The organism is Pseudonocardia yunnanensis, assembly GCF_039534065.1.
GTDB lineage: Bacteria > Actinomycetota > Actinomycetes > Mycobacteriales > Pseudonocardiaceae > Pseudonocardia > Pseudonocardia yunnanensis.
In genome coordinates, this window is sequence record NZ_BAAAUS010000004.1 from 158890 (window position 1) to 174096 (window position 15207).

Genomic DNA, 15207 nt, shown 5'->3' on the forward strand with positions numbered 1-15207 from the left:
CACGGGTGACCGAGATCGCTGCCCGCTTTACCGTGTGCGCCATGGCCTGGCCGAGGGCGTTCGCCGCCCTGATCTGCGCTGCTTCCTTGGCGGTACTGGCGTGGTGCGTCGTACTGCTGGCGCGCTGGCCCGACGTGGGTGTCCTCGTCACCGTGGTCGTCATCGCGTTCCTGTTGCCCGCCCTCGCGCTCGGTCTGGTGATCGCGCTGCGTCGCCCGCACAACCGGATCGCTCCCCTGCTGTGCCTGGTCGGCGCGGTGCCGCTGCTCGTCGTCGGTCTCGGTGACGAGTACACGGCCGTCGTCGCCGCGCATCCCGGTGCGCTACCGGTCTCCGCGTTGGTCGTCGGGTTGAGCCAGGGCTCCTGGATGTTGTTGTACCTTCCGCCCGCGTTCCTCATGCTGGTCTTTCCCGATGGGCGGCTGCCGGGCCGGAACTGGCGGTGGGTCGCTGCCGGACTCGTCGTGGTGCCCGCCGCTTTCATCGTGTTGTGCGCGCTGGATCCGGCCCCTTACCCGCCGCCGTTCACGGACGTTCCCCATGCACTCGGAGTCGTTCCGGCGCAGATCGCCCCGATCGGCATCGCGCTGCCCGTCGCGTTCCTGGGGCTGCTCGTCGCCAGTGCCGCAGCGATGATCGTGCGCTACCGCCGGGCCGACGGCCCGGTTGCTCGCGCGCAGGTGCGCTGGTTCGCCCTCGGCGCAACGCTGCTGCCGCTCACCCTTCTGCTCTGCTGGCTGTCCTATCTGGTGTTCGACACCCCGGACCTCGTGGTCGTGGGCCTCGGTCTCACGGCCGTCGCGATCCCGGCCGCCACCGCGATCGCGGTGCTGCGCCACGACCTCTACGACGTGGACCGTGCGTTCAGCGCCACGATCACCTACGGGCTGCTGAGCGCCCTGCTGCTGGCGATCTTCGCGACCATGGAGGTGGCAGGCGGCGTCCTGTTCGGACGCGACTCCGCGGAGGCGGCTGCCGTCGCCACCGCAATCTGCGCGCTTGCGCTCTCCCCGTTGCGCAGCCGGTTGAAGGACCAGGTCGACCGGCGGTTCTACCCGCTGCGCCGATCGGTGCGTGACGCAGTGGCGCAGCTGCGAACCCAGGTCGACGCAGGTGTAGCGCGGCCCGAGGATCTCCCGGCAGTGCTCCGGGTCGCCCTGCGTGATCCCGGCCTGCGTGTCGGCTACGTGCTGCCCGGGCGGGCAGGCCTGGTCGACGAGCACTGCGTCCCCGTGGTCGACGTCGGCCACGAGGTGCCCGTCCGGCTCGGCGACACGCACATCGGGTCCCTGTTGCCGTCGGCGACCACCGCCACCCGCGAGCTGCTGCGCGAGACCGCGTCCGGATGCGCGCTGCTCGTCGAGGTCATCCGGTCACGGCTGGAGATCAGAGAGGCGCTCCAGGAGGTGGCCGAGAGCCGGGCGCGGCTGCTGCAGGCCGGCTACCGCGAGCGCCGCCGGCTCGAGCGCGACCTGCACGACGGCGCCCAGCAACGACTCGTGTCGCTCGGCATGTCCATCCGGATCGCCCAGCGCCATCTCAGCGACGAGGGTGCCGGCGCCCGGGCCGAGATCGACGGCCTGCTGGACCAGGCCGTCGCCGAGCTGGGCACCGCGGTGGCCGAGCTACGTGCGATCGCGCAGGGGCTGCGGCCGCTCGACCTCGACTCGGGGCTCGGCCCGGCCATCCGCTCGCTCACCACCGCGCTGCCGATCCCGGTGCGGCTCGACGTCCTCGACGAGGACGTGCCGGACGAGGTGGCCACCACCGCCTACTACGTCGCGAGCGAGGCTCTGGCCAACGTCGTGAAGCACGCGGACGCCGAGAACATCGACGTGTGCGTCATCCGCCGCGACGGGCACGTCGTCGTCCGGGTCAGCGACGACGGCCGGGGCGGCGCGGTCGCCCGACCCGGATCAGGGCTCGCGGGGCTGGTCGACCGGGTCGCCGCGGCCGGTGGCCGGTTCTCCGTCGGTCACGGCGTCGGCACCGACACAGCCACCGGGACGATGATCGAGGCGGTCCTGCCGTGCGGACCGTGATCGCTGAGGACTCCGTGCTGTTCCGCGAGGGGCTCGCCAGACTGCTCCAGGACGCGGGCCACGAGATCGTCGCCAAGGTCGGGAGCGCCGACGCACTCGTCGACGCCGTGGCCAAGACCCGACCCGACCTCGCCGTCGTGGACATCCACATGCCACCCCACCGCGGCGGCGACGGGGCGCGGGCCGCACGCAGCCTCCGCGACGACCACCCCGACCTCGGGATCATGCTCCTCTCCCAGCACATCGAAACCCATGCCACGGTCGACCTGATCAGCTGCGGCGGCTTCGGCTACCTGCTCAAGGATCGGGTCTTCGATGTCGACGAGTTCCTGGAGTCACTGCGCAGGGTCGCGGCAGGTGGCTCCGCCCTCGACCCCGAGGTCGTCACCCAGCTCATCGGCCACCGCCGCAAGCACGACCCGCTGGAACGGCTCACGGCCCGCGAACGCGAGGTGCTCGCACTCATGGCCGAGGGCCGGACCAACCGAGGAATCGCCCAGCGACTGGTCCTCACCGACCGCACCGTGGAGACCCACGTCACGAACATCATGATCAAGCTCGGCCTCGTCGACGGCGTCGAGGGTCACCGGAGGGTTCTCGCCGTGATCACCTACCTCGGATCGCGATAGCGGACACGGCGCGCAGGGACCGGCTACTCGCCCTGCCGCCTCGTCTCGCGGTAGATCGCGATCGCGTGCTGCTGGGAGTTGACCTCGAGCTTCACGAGGATGGACCGGATGTGCGTGCGCACCGTGCTCATCGCCAGCACGGCGTCCACGGCGATGTCGGCGGCCTTCTGGCCACGCTCCAGCCGCCGCAGCACCTCGAACTCGCGGTCGGTGAGCAGGTCGAGGCGGCGCCGGCGCGTGTTGACCTCCGCCCGTGCCACGCGGTGCAGCTCGAGCCAGGCCATGCGTTCCTTGGCCATCATGACCGGCCGGCCGACGCTCATGTGCAGGACCGTGCGGACCAGCACGTCGAGCGGACAGCTGCGCGGGACGTACGCCGCCGCGCCCGCGGCCACGGCCGCTGCCGTGCGCTCCCGGTCGGTCTGCTGACCGACGACGAGCGTCGGCCAGCCCGACGTCACGGCCTTGGCGACCAGGCCGACGCCTTCGGGGAGATCGAGGTTCACCACGACCACGCCCCGGGCTCTGTCCACTCTGGGGAACGCGCAACTCCCGTTGGTCTCACGCTCCTCCGCAGCGAACCCGTTGGCCTGCAACGCGGTGACCACTGAGGTCGTGACGAGGTCGTGCGGTCCTACGACGAGCACGGGAACAGATGGCGACATCGACACAAGCCCCCCCGAACGCTTCCAGGTCTATGTCGAGAGAGGGCTCGTACGAACGGCAGTTGACGTTAGCTGTGGTTTGTCGTGTTTCGGGAATTACGCAGCCACACCGAGCCACGGCTCCCACGCGGGGAGTGGCTCCACGGCCAGCACGAGGATGCCCCCGGCCGCGCGGTCGGGTGCCCGGGGAACGAACGCGAGGCTCCAACCGAGCTCGGCCAGCATCCTGTCGGCCTTGCGAGAGTTGCAGGTGCGGCAGGCGGCGACGCAGTTCTCCCAGGAATGGGTGCCGCCGCGGCTGCGGGGGACGACGTGGTCGATCGTGTCGGCGCGCTTGCCGCAGTAGCCGCAGCGGCGGCTGTCGCGGCGCAGGACACCCGCCCTCGTCATCGGGACGGCGCGGCGGTAGGGCACTCGCACGTAGCGGGAAAGGCGCATCACCGACGGGGCGGGAACCGTGAGGTTCTCCGAGTGGAAGACCTCGTCGAGTGCGGCCTCGACGCATTCGGCCTTGCCGGTGAGCATCAGGACGACGGCACGCTTCGCCGTGACTACGGCGAGCGGCTCGAACGTCGCATTGAGAAGCAGGACCCGGGACCCCGTCGGGACCACGCTCGGGTGCGGCGTGATCCCCAGCGCCTCCCCTGGCTCGGGGTCGGCACTGATGGGGTCGGGTTGTCGATGCTTCACGCGACCACCTCCCTCGCAGATCAGACCATAGCGGGAGGGGGCGACGCACGTGTGATATGGGTCCGAATCACATTTGGTTGAGTGGCAACTCTCACCCGGAGACAGCCGCCAAGGCGGCCCGGACGTCCGCGACAAGATCGTGTTCGTCCTCACAGCCCGCCGAGAACCGCACCAGCCCGGGCGCCACGTCGTCGCCCCAGCGTTGCCGGCGATCGGCGCTGCTGCGCAGGCCACCGAAGCTGGTGGCCGACGTGACGAGCCGGGACGCGGCCAGGAACCGCCCCACCGCGTGCTCGTCGGGCAGGGTGAACCGCAGCACTCCGTTCCAGCGCCGCATCTGCCGGATCGCCACGGCGTGGGCCGGATCGTGCGGCAGGCCCGGCCACCGGACGTCCGACACCAAGGGGTGCTCGGCGACCGCGGCAGCCACGGCGGCCGCGTTGGCGGCCTGACGCGCGAGTCGCAGATCGAGGGTGCCGAGGCCGCGGTGGGCGAGCCAGGCCTCCATCGGCCCGGGTACGGCACCGCCACGGGCACGCGCCTCGCGCAGCCGTGCCGCGAGTGCGCCGTCGCGGACGCTGACGTGGCCGAGAACGACGTCCCCGTGCCCGGCGAGTGCCTTGGTGTCGCTGGCCACGGTGAGGTCGGCACCGAGGGCCAGCGGCTGCTGTCCCAACGGCGTGGCCGTGGTGTTGTCGACGGCCAGGAGCGCCCCGGCGGCGTGGGCGGCGGCAGCGGCGGCAGCGATGTCGGCCACGTCCAGGCCGGGGTTGGAGGGCGTCTCCAGCAGCACGAGCGCGGCGCCGTCGAGCACCTTGTCCGGCCACTCACCCGCCGTCGGCACCTCGCGCACCTCGACGCCGAGGGGGCCCAGCTCGTCGCGGGCGAGCGAACGGGCCAGGTAATAGCCGTCGGAGGGCAGGACCAGCGCACCGTCGCGGCCCGCAAGCCGCAGCACCGCGGCGATGGCGGCCATCCCGGAGGCGAACAGCACGCACTCGCCGCCGTCGAGATCGCCGATGGCGGCCTCGAGCATGCGCCAGGTGGGGTTGTCGGCGCGGCCGTAGAAGTCGGTGGGCGTCGGGTCGGCGGGGCCGCCGAGGTGGAACGTGGACGACAGCACGGGGCCGGGATGCAGGGCTTCGCCGAGAACGCCTCCGCTGTGGCCACCGTGCACGCAGCGCGTCCCGTCCCCCGTCACGCCCTCACACTACGACGTGGCCTACTCGGGGCGCGGAGCCCGGCTGATCAGTTCCTTGCCCATCTCCGCGGCGGAGAGCCCCTCGTGGCAGACGCGCCGCACGGCGTCGGCGATCGGGACCTCCACCCCGTGCCGGGCCGCGAGCTGGCAGATCGACAGGCACGACTTCACGCCCTCGGCCACCTGCCCGTGGTTGGCGGCCTCCGCCTTCGCCAAGGACTCCCCGCGGCCCAGGTGCTCGCCGAACGTGCGGTTGCGGGACAGCGGCGACGAGCACGTGGCAACCAGGTCGCCGAGCCCGGCGAGCCCCGCGAACGTCAGGGGGTCCGCCCCGAGCGCCACCCCCAGCCGTGCAATCTCCGCGAGCCCGCGGGTGATCAGCGACGCAGTGGTGTTGTCGCCGAATCCCATTCCGGTGGCGATGCCGCAAGCGAGCGCGATGACGTTCTTGCCCGCGCCGCCCAGCTCGCAGCCGATGACATCGGTGTTGGTGTAGGAACGGAAGTAGCCGGTGGTGCACGCCTGCTGCAGGGCCACTGCGCGGTCGTGGTCGGAGCAGGCGATCACGGTGGCAGTGGGTTCCTCCGCGGCGATCTCGCGCACCAGGTTGGGGCCGGACACGACGGCCACCCGTTTAGCGGGGACCCTCGCAACCTCGCAGATCACCTCGCTCATCCGCAGCAGCGTGCCGAGCTCCACGCCCTTCGCGAGGCTCACCAGCGTGCTGTCGCGGGGCAGCAGATCCCGCCAGAGGACGAGGTTGTCGCGCAGCGTCTGCGACGGCACCGCAAACACCACCGCATCGGCCTTGTCGAGCGCGATCGCCGGGTCGGTGGTGGCCGTCAGCAGCGCGGGCAGGACGATGCCCGCCAGGTAGTCCGGGTTGCTGCGTCGCTCGTTGACGGCCGCGGCCACCTCGGGACGGCGGGCCCACAGCCGCACCTCGCGTCCGGCGTCGGCCATGACCTTCGCGAACGCCGTGCCCCACGACCCCGCGCCGAGGACGGCGACCCGGCGGACCTCCCGGCCACCGCTCACGAATCCGCTCCGCGGCGGAAGAACTGCACGGGGGCCTCCTCCTGGCGAACCTCGGCGAGCAGCTCCTTGACCCGGCACATGATCACGTCGGTGACCTCGCGCAGGAGCGCGGCATCGAGCGGACGCCCGCGGTACGCCGTCAGTTCGATGGGTTCGCCGCAGCGCACGATGATCGGTTTGCGGGGCAGCGGCCGGAACTGCCCCTTGTAGCCGTCGTAGACGTCCCGCGTGCCCCAGTGGACGAACGGAACGACGGGAACCTCGGCCGACAGCGCCAGCCGGGCGACGCCGGTGCGCGCGAGCATCGGCCATCCCTCCGGGTCGCGGGTGATCGTCCCCTCCGGGTATATCACCACGACCTTGCCATCGGTCAGCGCCCGAGTGCCCTCCCGCAGGCTGTGTTGCGCGTCGGCGGACTCCCGGTAGACGGGGATCTGCCCGCTGCCGCGCATGGCCCAGCCGAGCACCGGCTTGCTCCACAGGCTGTTCTTGGCCAGGAACCGGGGCACCCGCCGGGCCCGGTGCACCACGAGGCCACTGAAGATCGGGTCGAGGTGGGAGATGTGGTTGGCCACCAGAAGGGCACCGCCGGTCGAGGGGATGTGTTCCTTGCCCTCGAACCGCGAGCGGCCCAACAGCCAGCCCATGGGGTAGAAGAACACCGCGCAGAACGCGATCCAGAAGCCGCCCTTCTCACGCCTCACGCACGAACCTCCGATCCCGGCCTGACGCGGAGAGTCTTCCTGGCCGGGCGCTCGGGGTCCACCTCCGGGTTCGGTGCACGATGGAGGGGTGGGCTCGATGATGTCGACCGTGGACCTGGTGGTCCCGGTCAAGCAGCTGGGCGCGGCCAAGTCCCGGCTGCGCGGCGCCGCCGACCAGGGCATCGGCGACGCCGACGCCCACGCACGTCTGGCGTTGGCGCTGGCGCATGACACGGTGGCCGCGGTGCGGGCCTCGACCAGAGTGCGGCGCCTGCTCGTGATCAGCTCCGACCCGGTGGTCGCCGCCGAGCTCGGCGCCGTGGGCGTCGAGGTCGTTCCGGACGGCCCCGTGCCGGGCCTCAACGCCGCCTACGCGGGCGGCGCAGCGCTTCTGCGGGAGCACGACCCCGCGGCGGCGGTCGGGGCGCTGCAGGCCGACCTGCCGGCGCTTCGCACCGCTGAGCTGGACGACGCCATCGCCGCCGCGGCACAGCTCTTCGCGGGCCGGGCCGGGCGCGTCTTCTGCTCCGACGCCGAGGGCACCGGCACGACTTTCCTGCTCGCCGCGCCGGGTGTCGCGCTCGACCCGCTGTTCGGAGTGGGCTCGGCCCTGCGTCACCGCGACTCCGGTGCGCAGCCGCTGCACGGTGACTGGCCGGGCCTGCGGCGAGACGTCGACACGGCCGACGACCTGCGCGAAGCCATGGATCTCGGCCTGGGTGAGCACACGTCAAGCGTCCTCGCACCGAGCCCGCACCACTGACGCAGCCCCCAATCGGAGCTGCTCGAATCCGTCGTAGCTCGCATATCGGCTGGTTCCTGCGGCGCAGTTCACCCGCTCGACCCTCGGCGGGATCCGCACACAGTCGCCGGGTGGGCCAGAATCACCATCGTGGGTGACGACGTGAGCAGTTCTGTCCCGGAGCCCGGCCCCGAGGACCAGACGCCCGCCCGGCAGGGCACGCGCGGGCGGCGGTCCCCGCGGCCGTCGACCCGTCGGGTGCATGCGGCGAGCCGCCCCGTGAGCAGCACCACGGTGCCCGTTCGCCACGAGGAACCGGAGACGGACGCGCGGCGTAGCAGCGATCGGCGGCCTGGCCCTGCGGCCCCCGCCACCGCCACGGTCCCGGCCCTCACCGGCACAGCGGCCGCCGTGCCGGTGAGTCCACCGGCACGCACCCTCGCGCCGTCGTCCGGCCTGCCCGACGACCGCTACCTCAACCGCGAGCTGTCATGGCTGGACTTCAACGCCAGGGTGCTCGCCCTCGCCGAGGACCCCAGCCAGCCGCTGCTGGAGCGGGCCAAGTTCCTCGCGATCTTCGCGTCCAACCTCGACGAGTTCTACATGGTCCGGGTGGCCGGACTGAAGCGCCGCGACGAGACGGGGCTCGCCGTCCGCAGTGCCGACGGCCTCTCCCCCCGTGAGCAGCTCGCCAGGATCGCGGCCCGCACGCAGGCGATCGCCGAGGCGCACGCACGCGTCTTCCTCGACCAGGTGCGCCCCGAGCTGGCGGCCGAGGGCATTCGCATCCTGCGCTGGGGCGACCTGACAGACGACCAGAGGATCAGGCTCTCGGCCTACTTCTCGGCCCAGGTGTTCCCGGTGCTCACCCCGCTGGCCGTCGACCCGGCGCACCCGTTCCCCTACATCTCCGGGCTGTCGCTGAACCTCGCTGTCACCGTGCGCGACCCCGAGGGCCGCACCGAGCGGTTCGCGCGGGTCAAGGTGCCCAACAACGTGCCGCGGCTGGTGCGGGTGCGCACCGACGACGACACGGTCACGTTCCTTCCGCTCGAGGACCTCATCTCCGCCCACCTCGGTGAGCTGTTCACCGGCATGGAGCTCGCCGAGGTCCACGCCTTCCGCGTCACCCGCAACGCCGACGTGGAGGTCGAGGAAGACCGCGACGAGGACCTCCTGCAGTCACTGGAGCGCGAGCTCGCCAGGCGCAGGTTCGGACCGCCCGTGCGCCTCGAGGTCACCGACACGATGAGCGAGCACGTGCTGGAGCTGCTGCTGCGCGAGCTGGACGTCGACCCCGCCGACGTTGTCACCGTGCCCGGGCTGCTCGACCTCACCTCGCTGTGGGCCGTGCACGGGGTCGACCGCCCGGACCTGAAGGACGACCCTTTTGTCCCGGCAACACACCCGGCCTTCGCTGACCGGGAGACCCCGCGCAGCGTGTTCGCCACCCTGCGCGAGGGCGACGTGCTGGTCCACCACCCCTACGACTCGTTCTCCACGAGCGTGCAGCGGTTCATCGAGCAGGCCGCGTCCGACCCGAACGTCCTCGCCATCAAGCAGACCCTCTACCGCACCTCCGGCGACTCCCCGATCGTCGACGCCCTGATCGACGCCGCCGCGGCCGGCAAGCAGGTGGTCGCGCTGGTGGAGATCAAGGCGCGGTTCGACGAGCAGGCCAACATCCGCTGGGCACGCGAGCTGGAGAAAGCGGGCGTGCACGTCGTCTACGGGCTCGTCGGCCTGAAGACGCACTGCAAGACCTCGCTCGTGGTGCGGCAGGAGGGGTCGACGATCCGGCGGTACTGCCACATCGGCACCGGCAACTACAACCCGAAGACCGCCCGGCTCTACGAGGACCTCGGCGTGCTCACGGCCGACCCGACGATCGGTGCCGACCTCACCGACCTGTTCAACTCCCTCACCGGCTACTCCCACCAGACTTCCTACCGGAGCCTGCTGGTGGCGCCCTACGGCGTCCGCCGCGGCATCGTCCGCCGGATCGAGGACGAGATCGAGGCCCACCGCGAGGGCAACCCCGCCGCCCGGATCCGGATCAAGGTCAACTCACTGGTCGACGAGCAGGTGATCGACGCGCTCTACCGCGCGTCGCTGGCCGGCGTTCCGGTGGACGTGGTGGTGCGCGGCATCTGCGCGATCCGGCCGGGTCGCCCCGGCCTGTCGGAGAACATCAACGTCCGGTCGATCCTGGGCCGGTTCCTGGAGCACTCGCGGGTGTTCCACTTCGGGGCGGCCGACGAGTACTGGATCGGCAGCGCCGACATGATGCACCGCAACCTCGACCGCCGGGTCGAGGTGTTGTTGCGGGTGGCCGACCCGAGGTTGGCGAGCAGGCTCGGCCTGATGCTCGACTCCTGCCTCGACCCGGCCACCCGGTGCTGGACGCTGCACGCCGACGGGTCGTGGGAGCCGTCGCCGTCGCCGGACTCCGGGGTGTCACCGGTGCGCGACCACCAGGCGGAGATGATGCTGCTACACGCCGGCGCCACGGCCGACAACGAATGAACGGGGTTTTCCGGTCCGGCCCTCCGCACGCCACCACGGACACGAACGACGCCGACGTGCTGGCCGCGGGAGCGGTGCTGTGGCGGCCCGGCACCCGCGGCCCCGAGCTGGGGCTCGTGCACCGGCCGCGCTACGACGACTGGTCGTTCCCGAAAGGCAAGCTCGACGCGGGCGAGACCTTGCCGTTCGCCGCGGTCCGGGAGGTGGCCGAGGAGACGGGACAGCGCGTCCGTCTCGGGCCGGCACTCGGCGACGTGCACTATCCGGTGCCCGAGGGCCAGAAACTGGTGCGGTACTGGGGCGCGGAGGCCCTCGGCGGCGAGTTCGTGCCGGGCGACGAGACCGACGAGCTGCGGTGGGTCGGTGTCCAGCGCGCTGCCGACATGCTGTCCTACCGGCACGACCTCGAGGTGCTGCAGCGGTTCGCGGAGGTCGGCATCCCCAGCTCGGTGGTGCTGCTCGTCCGGCACGCAAAGGCCGGCAGCCGTGGCGACTGGGACGGCGACGACGACCTGCGGCCGCTGTCGGAAGCGGGCCGCGAGCAGGTCCGTCGGCTGACCGGACTGCTGCCGCTGTTCGGACCGGAGCGCATCGCCAGCGCGCCGCTGGTGCGCTGCCGGGACTCGGTGGCACCGCTCGCCGAGACGCTCGGGCTCGCCGTGCTCGACGAGCCGCTGCTCGGCGAGCACGCCTTCTACCGCGACATCGCGGCCGGGCTCGCCCGATTCCGGGAGCTGGCGAAGGAGCCCGGCGTCACGGTCGTGTGCAGCCAGGGTGGCGTGATCCCCGACCTCGTCGCGGCACTCGCCACCGGCGCGGACGTGTCCGTGGACCCCGAGGACGTCCCGGCCAAGAAGGGCAGCACCTGGGCGCTGACGTTCTGCAGGGACGCCGAGCTCTGCACCGCCGACTACTACCCCCGCCCCACCGGCTGACCATGCGGGCGGTGGGCCGCGGCGCGAGCGGCCCGCCTACTTCTTCTTGCCCTTGCGGGGCTTGCCGTCCTTCGCCTTCGCCGCCTTCTTTCCCGCCTTCGCGGCCTTGTCGATCTTGTCGGCCTTCTCGAGCTCGTCGGCCGTCCGGTCGTCCTGCTTCGCCTTCGCGGGCTTGCCCGGCTTCTCCAGGGCGTCGACCTGCTCGGTCACGACGACCGCGGGTGTGAGGGCCGCCGCGGTACGCGGGGAGGTCTGCGGCTCAGCGCCGCTGACGGCCGTGCGGAACGCCGTGCCCGGACGGAACGCCGGCACCGTGGTGGCCGGGACGTTCACGGTCTCGCCGGTGCGCGGGTTGCGGGCGACGCGGGCGGCCCGGGGGCGGCTGGTGAACACACCGAACCCGGTGAGCGAGACCGATTCACCTGAGCGAACGGCGTCCACAATGGTCTCGAGTAGGCCGTCGACGGCACCCGCCGCGGTGCGCCGATCACCGAGCCGTTCCGCGAGTACATCCACGAGTTGGGTTTTGTTCATCCGACCAACGTAGAACGCGCATCGCGTCGGTGGCACATGACCTGGCCGAACGCGTCGCGCGTCACTGCGGAACCGGCGTGCCGGCTCCGCAGTGACAGGGTGGACGGGCGTTCCTATGAGTGTTCGGGAATCGTCACGCTGTCCGAGTGGTACGAGACCGAACCCCCCGCGTTGCCGGCCTCGACCGAACAGAGGACGTCGCGTCCGGACAGATCGGCGGGCACGGTCAGGGTCGGAGCGGTCTGGCCGTCGATCGGGACGAAGAAGAGGAACCCGGTGGGGGTGTTCCACGCCTCCTTGGGCGTGGTCGTGTCGATCTCACCACGCGACCAGCTGTACTCGAGCGTCGCGGGCTCGCCGCCTTCCCATTCCGGAGTCGCGCAGGTGATCGTCGAACCCACGGCGAGCTTCCCGGTCACCGTGACGTCCTCGGCGGGCGACGGCTCGAAGACGGGGTGGGGCTGCGTGATCCAGTCCCGCAGCCCCGCCACGTCGGCGAACGCCGCTGCGGTGCCGGCCGCGCACATCTGGTCGGTCACTTCGCCACTGAAACTCGTCACCCCGACGATGACCGCGCGCCCGTCCACAAGCTCGACGAGCGGCCCGCCACTGTCGCCAGGGCAGATCGCCGGCCCGTCCGGTTGCGTCGCCTGAGCGCACACCACCGAGTCGTCACTGCCCGAGGGCGTGTGGAGACGGGTCGCGCAGGCCTGCGCCGAGATCGGGCCGAGATCCGCCCTGAGCAGCTCGTCACTGCTGGACGGCGGCGGCATCGCGGGGTCGGTCGACGGCGCTGCCGTGATGCCGTGCCCGTACGCCGTCAGCGTGGCACCGGGCGACGGCGCCTCGTCCGCCACCACCAGCGGCATCGCGTCGGGCACGGGTTCGGCGAGGCCGATGATCGCGACGTCGGCCACCGCGCTCGACTTGGTGAAGCTCGTCGGATCGGCAGGCGACGGGACCTGCTTGTACTCCGGGTGCACGGCGACACCCTCGATCGGAAGGATCCGACCGGGATCACGGGACAGCACCGCCGCGCCCAGGTGGACCTCGACGCGACGGGGATCGCCCTCCGACACGCAGTGCGCCGCGGTCAGCACCCGGTCCGGCGCGATCAGCGCTCCACCGCAGAACGTGCGCTGCGCCAGTGGCTCGTCACCGGGGCGTGCGAGCGTCACCATCCACGGGGCATCCGCGGCATCGGGCACCGGGGTGCCACCGGTGATCGCTTGTGCCGGCGCCGCGGCCAGGACGACCGCCACGGCCGCCCCCAGCGAGCCGAGCACTCCCGCTCGCGCCCACCGGCGCCCTGAACTTCCCCACGCCATCGGATTCCCCCCGATTTCCACGGTTATCGACGGGGAATGACGCTACGGCGGACGTTGCAGTGTTGATCTCGGTCGAAAGTACGACCGCTCCGGCCGCATCCTCGCCTTTTCGGCCGAACGTCGGCCGAAAAGGCGTGAATGACCGGATCAGACCTGGGCCGTGGTGGGGAGGTGGCCGGGCCGGCTCGCTTCGAAGGCCGTGATGTCGTCGGCGTGGCGCAGGGTGAGCCCGATGTCGTCGAGGCCTTCGAGCAGGCGCCAGCGCGTGTACTCGTCGATCTCGAACGGGACGACGAGCTCGTCCGCCCGCACCACCTGCTCCGTCAGGTCGACGGTCACCTCGGTGCCGGGGGCGTTCTCCAGCAACTTCCACAGCAGCTCGACGTCGGGCTGCGCCACCTGCGCCGCCACGAGCCCCGCCTTGGCCGAGTTGCCACGGAAGATGTCACCGAACCGCGACGAGATGACCGCCCGGAATCCGAAGTCCATGAGAGCCCATACGGCGTGTTCCCGGGACGAGCCCGTGCCGAAGTCCTGCCCGGCCACGAGCACGGATCCGCGCGAGAACGGCTCGATGTTCAGGATGAAGTCCGGCTGCTGGCGCCAGGCCTCGAACAGCGCGTCCTCGAAGCCCGTGCGCGTGACGCGCTTGAGGTGCACCGCGGGGATGATCTGATCGGTGTCGACGTTGGACCGGCGAAGGGGCACGCCGATGCCGGTGTGGGTGCTGAACGGTTCCATCAGTCCAGGTCCTCCGGAGAGCTCAGGGTGCCGCGCACCGCGGTGGCCGCGGCGACGAGCGGGGACACGAGGTGGGTGCGGCCGCCCTTGCCCTGACGGCCCTCGAAGTTGCGGTTCGACGTGGACGCGCTGCGCTCGCCCGGCGCCAGCTGGTCGGGGTTCATGCCCAGGCACATCGAGCAGCCCGCGGAGCGCCACTCGGCGCCTGCCTCGGCGAAGATGTCGCTGAGCCCCTCGTCCTCGGCCTGGAAGCGCACGCGCATCGAGCCCGGGACGACCAGCATCCGGACACCGTCGGCCACCTTCCGGCCCTTCATCACGGCGGCGGCGGCGCGCAGGTCCTCGATGCGCCCGTTGGTGCAGGAGCCGACGAACACGGTGTCGACGGCCACCTCGCGCAGCGGGGTGCCCGCCTCCAGACCCATGTAGGCGAGCGCCTTCTCGGCCGACGCGCGCTCCTGCTCGTCCACGATGCGGGACGGGTCGGGCACGTTCTCCGAGAGGGGGAGCCCCTGGCCGGGGTTGGTGCCCCAGGTGACGAACGGCGTGAGCGCGTCGGCGTCGATGAACACCTCGGCGTCGAACGTGGCGTCGTCGTCGGTGCGGAGCGCGTTCCACGACGCGATGGCCTCGTCCCAGGCCTCGCCCTTCGGCGCGCGGTCGCGGCCCTTCAGGTAGGCGTACGTGGTGTCGTCCGGGGCGATCATGCCGGCGCGAGCCCCGGCCTCGATCGACATGTTGCAGATCGTCATCCGCGCCTCCATCGAGAGGTTCTCGATGACGTTGCCGCGGTACTCGAGCACGTAGCCCTGCCCGCCCCCGGTGCCGATCTGGGCGATCATCGCGAGCACGATGTCCTTGCTGGTGACGCCGTCACGCAGCCGGCCGTCGGCCGAGTTGACGTTGATCGCCATCGTGCGGAACGGCTTCAGCGGCAGAGACTGGGTGGCCAGCACGTGTTCCACCTCCGACGTGCCGATGCCGAAGGCCAGCGCTCCGAACGCGCCGTGGGTGGACGTGTGGCTGTCGCCGCAGACCACGGTCATGCCCGGCTGGGTGAGCCCGAGCTGGGGACCGACGACGTGCACGATGCCCTGCTCGGCGTGGTTCATCGGGTAGAGGGGCACGCCGAACTCGGCGCAGTTCTTGCGGAGCGTCTCCACCTGGGTGCGCGACACCGGGTCGGCGATCGGGAGCTCGACGTCGGCGGTGGGAACGTTGTGGTCCTCGGTGGCGACCGTGAGGTCGGGACGGCGAACGCCTCTGTCGGCGAGCCGGAGCCCGTCGAACGCCTGGGGACTCGTCACCTCGTGCACGAGGTGCAGGTCGATGTAGAGGAGGTCGGGCTCCGAGCCCTCGCCCCGCCGGACGACATGCCTCTCCCAGACCTTCTCCGCCAGCGTGCGTCCCATAATCATCCCATCCTCCGCTG

Annotated in this window: 14 protein-coding genes; 5 read left to right on the forward strand and 9 right to left on the reverse strand. The window is 71.5% G+C overall.

What is annotated here, in order from left to right:
• The first annotated feature begins 41 nt into the window (after positions 1-41).
• Both ABD743_RS05415 and ABD743_RS05420 read left to right on the forward strand, forming a co-directional pair.
• A complete protein-coding gene (locus tag ABD743_RS05415; protein WP_344719456.1) occupies positions 42-2042 on the forward strand; it encodes a histidine kinase in 2001 nt (666 codons plus the stop codon).
• Positions 2030-2671 (forward strand): response regulator, encoded by a 642-nt coding sequence (locus ABD743_RS05420; protein WP_344719457.1) that lies wholly within the window; start codon positions 2030-2032, stop codon positions 2669-2671. The genes ABD743_RS05415 and ABD743_RS05420 overlap by 13 nt, the downstream gene beginning before the upstream one ends.
• 23 nt (positions 2672-2694) lie before the next feature.
• Here the strand turns inward: ABD743_RS05420 and ABD743_RS05425 are convergent, their stop codons facing one another.
• The 5 genes from ABD743_RS05425 to ABD743_RS05445 all read right to left on the reverse strand — a co-directional run bounded on the left by ABD743_RS05425 (position 2695) and on the right by ABD743_RS05445 (position 6969).
• The gene (locus tag ABD743_RS05425) at positions 2695-3318 is read right to left on the reverse strand and encodes a response regulator transcription factor (RefSeq protein ID WP_344719459.1); all 624 of its coding nucleotides are present in this window, start codon (positions 3316-3318) and stop codon (positions 2695-2697) included.
• 114 nt (positions 3319-3432) lie between these two features.
• On the reverse strand, positions 3433-4026 hold the full coding sequence (locus tag ABD743_RS05430; protein ID WP_344719461.1) for an HNH endonuclease: 594 nt from the start codon (positions 4024-4026) through the stop codon (positions 3433-3435).
• Between the two features lie 91 nt (positions 4027-4117).
• A complete protein-coding gene (locus ABD743_RS05435; RefSeq protein WP_344719462.1) occupies positions 4118-5227 on the reverse strand; it encodes a cystathionine gamma-lyase in 1110 nt (369 codons plus the stop codon).
• A gap of 21 nt (positions 5228-5248) precedes the next feature.
• On the reverse strand, positions 5249-6265 hold the full coding sequence (locus ABD743_RS05440) for an NAD(P)H-dependent glycerol-3-phosphate dehydrogenase (protein WP_344719464.1): 1017 nt from the start codon (positions 6263-6265) through the stop codon (positions 5249-5251).
• Positions 6262-6969: a lysophospholipid acyltransferase family protein gene (locus ABD743_RS05445; RefSeq protein WP_344719466.1), complete on the reverse strand. Its 708-nt coding sequence runs from the start codon at positions 6967-6969 to the stop codon at positions 6262-6264. The genes ABD743_RS05440 and ABD743_RS05445 overlap by 4 nt, the downstream gene beginning before the upstream one ends.
• 97 nt (positions 6970-7066) lie before the next feature.
• Here ABD743_RS05445 and cofC point away from each other — a divergent pair, with 97 nt between their 5' ends.
• The 3 genes from cofC to ABD743_RS05460 all read left to right on the forward strand — a co-directional run bounded on the left by cofC (position 7067) and on the right by ABD743_RS05460 (position 11172).
• The gene (gene cofC, locus ABD743_RS05450; protein ID WP_344719467.1) at positions 7067-7732 is read left to right on the forward strand and encodes a 2-phospho-L-lactate guanylyltransferase; all 666 of its coding nucleotides are present in this window, start codon (positions 7067-7069) and stop codon (positions 7730-7732) included.
• Between the two features lie 258 nt (positions 7733-7990).
• Complete coding sequence (locus ABD743_RS05455) at positions 7991-10237, forward strand: RNA degradosome polyphosphate kinase (RefSeq protein WP_344719469.1); 2247 nt, start codon at positions 7991-7993, stop codon at positions 10235-10237.
• A complete protein-coding gene (locus ABD743_RS05460; protein WP_344719471.1) occupies positions 10234-11172 on the forward strand; it encodes an NUDIX hydrolase in 939 nt (312 codons plus the stop codon). The genes ABD743_RS05455 and ABD743_RS05460 overlap by 4 nt, the downstream gene beginning before the upstream one ends.
• A 36-nt stretch (positions 11173-11208) precedes the next feature.
• Here the strand turns inward: ABD743_RS05460 and ABD743_RS05465 are convergent, their stop codons facing one another.
• From ABD743_RS05465 to leuC, 4 genes are all read right to left on the reverse strand, one after another.
• A complete protein-coding gene (locus ABD743_RS05465) occupies positions 11209-11706 on the reverse strand; it encodes an HU family DNA-binding protein (protein ID WP_344719473.1) in 498 nt (165 codons plus the stop codon).
• Positions 11707-11819: 113 nt separating this feature from the next.
• Positions 11820-13034, reverse strand: coding sequence for a S1 family peptidase (locus tag ABD743_RS05470; protein WP_344719474.1), 1215 nt, complete (start codon positions 13032-13034; stop codon positions 11820-11822).
• 147 nt (positions 13035-13181) lie between these two features.
• The gene (gene leuD, locus ABD743_RS05475) at positions 13182-13775 is read right to left on the reverse strand and encodes a 3-isopropylmalate dehydratase small subunit (RefSeq protein WP_344719476.1); all 594 of its coding nucleotides are present in this window, start codon (positions 13773-13775) and stop codon (positions 13182-13184) included.
• Complete coding sequence (leuC, locus tag ABD743_RS05480) at positions 13775-15187, reverse strand: 3-isopropylmalate dehydratase large subunit (RefSeq protein WP_344719478.1); 1413 nt, start codon at positions 15185-15187, stop codon at positions 13775-13777. The genes leuD and leuC overlap by 1 nt, the downstream gene beginning before the upstream one ends.
• Positions 15188-15207: the final 20 nt, after the last annotated feature.

Bases quoted from the DNA above. Each gene is read 5' to 3' on its own strand.
- ABD743_RS05415 (WP_344719456.1), top strand. From the start codon at position 42: ATGGCCTGGCCGAGGGCGTTCGCCGCCCTGATCTGCGCTGCTTCCTTG.
- cofC (WP_344719467.1), top strand. From the start codon at position 7,067: ATGATGTCGACCGTGGACCTGGTGGTCCCGGTCAAGCAGCTGGGCGCG.
- ABD743_RS05460 (WP_344719471.1), top strand. From the start codon at position 10,234: ATGAACGGGGTTTTCCGGTCCGGCCCTCCGCACGCCACCACGGACACG.
- ABD743_RS05465 (WP_344719473.1), bottom strand. From the start codon at position 11,706: ATGAACAAAACCCAACTCGTGGATGTACTCGCGGAACGGCTCGGTGAT.
- ABD743_RS05470 (WP_344719474.1), bottom strand. From the start codon at position 13,034: ATGGCGTGGGGAAGTTCAGGGCGCCGGTGGGCGCGAGCGGGAGTGCTC.
- leuD (WP_344719476.1), bottom strand. From the start codon at position 13,775: ATGGAACCGTTCAGCACCCACACCGGCATCGGCGTGCCCCTTCGCCGG.
- leuC (WP_344719478.1), bottom strand. From the start codon at position 15,187: ATGGGACGCACGCTGGCGGAGAAGGTCTGGGAGAGGCATGTCGTCCGG.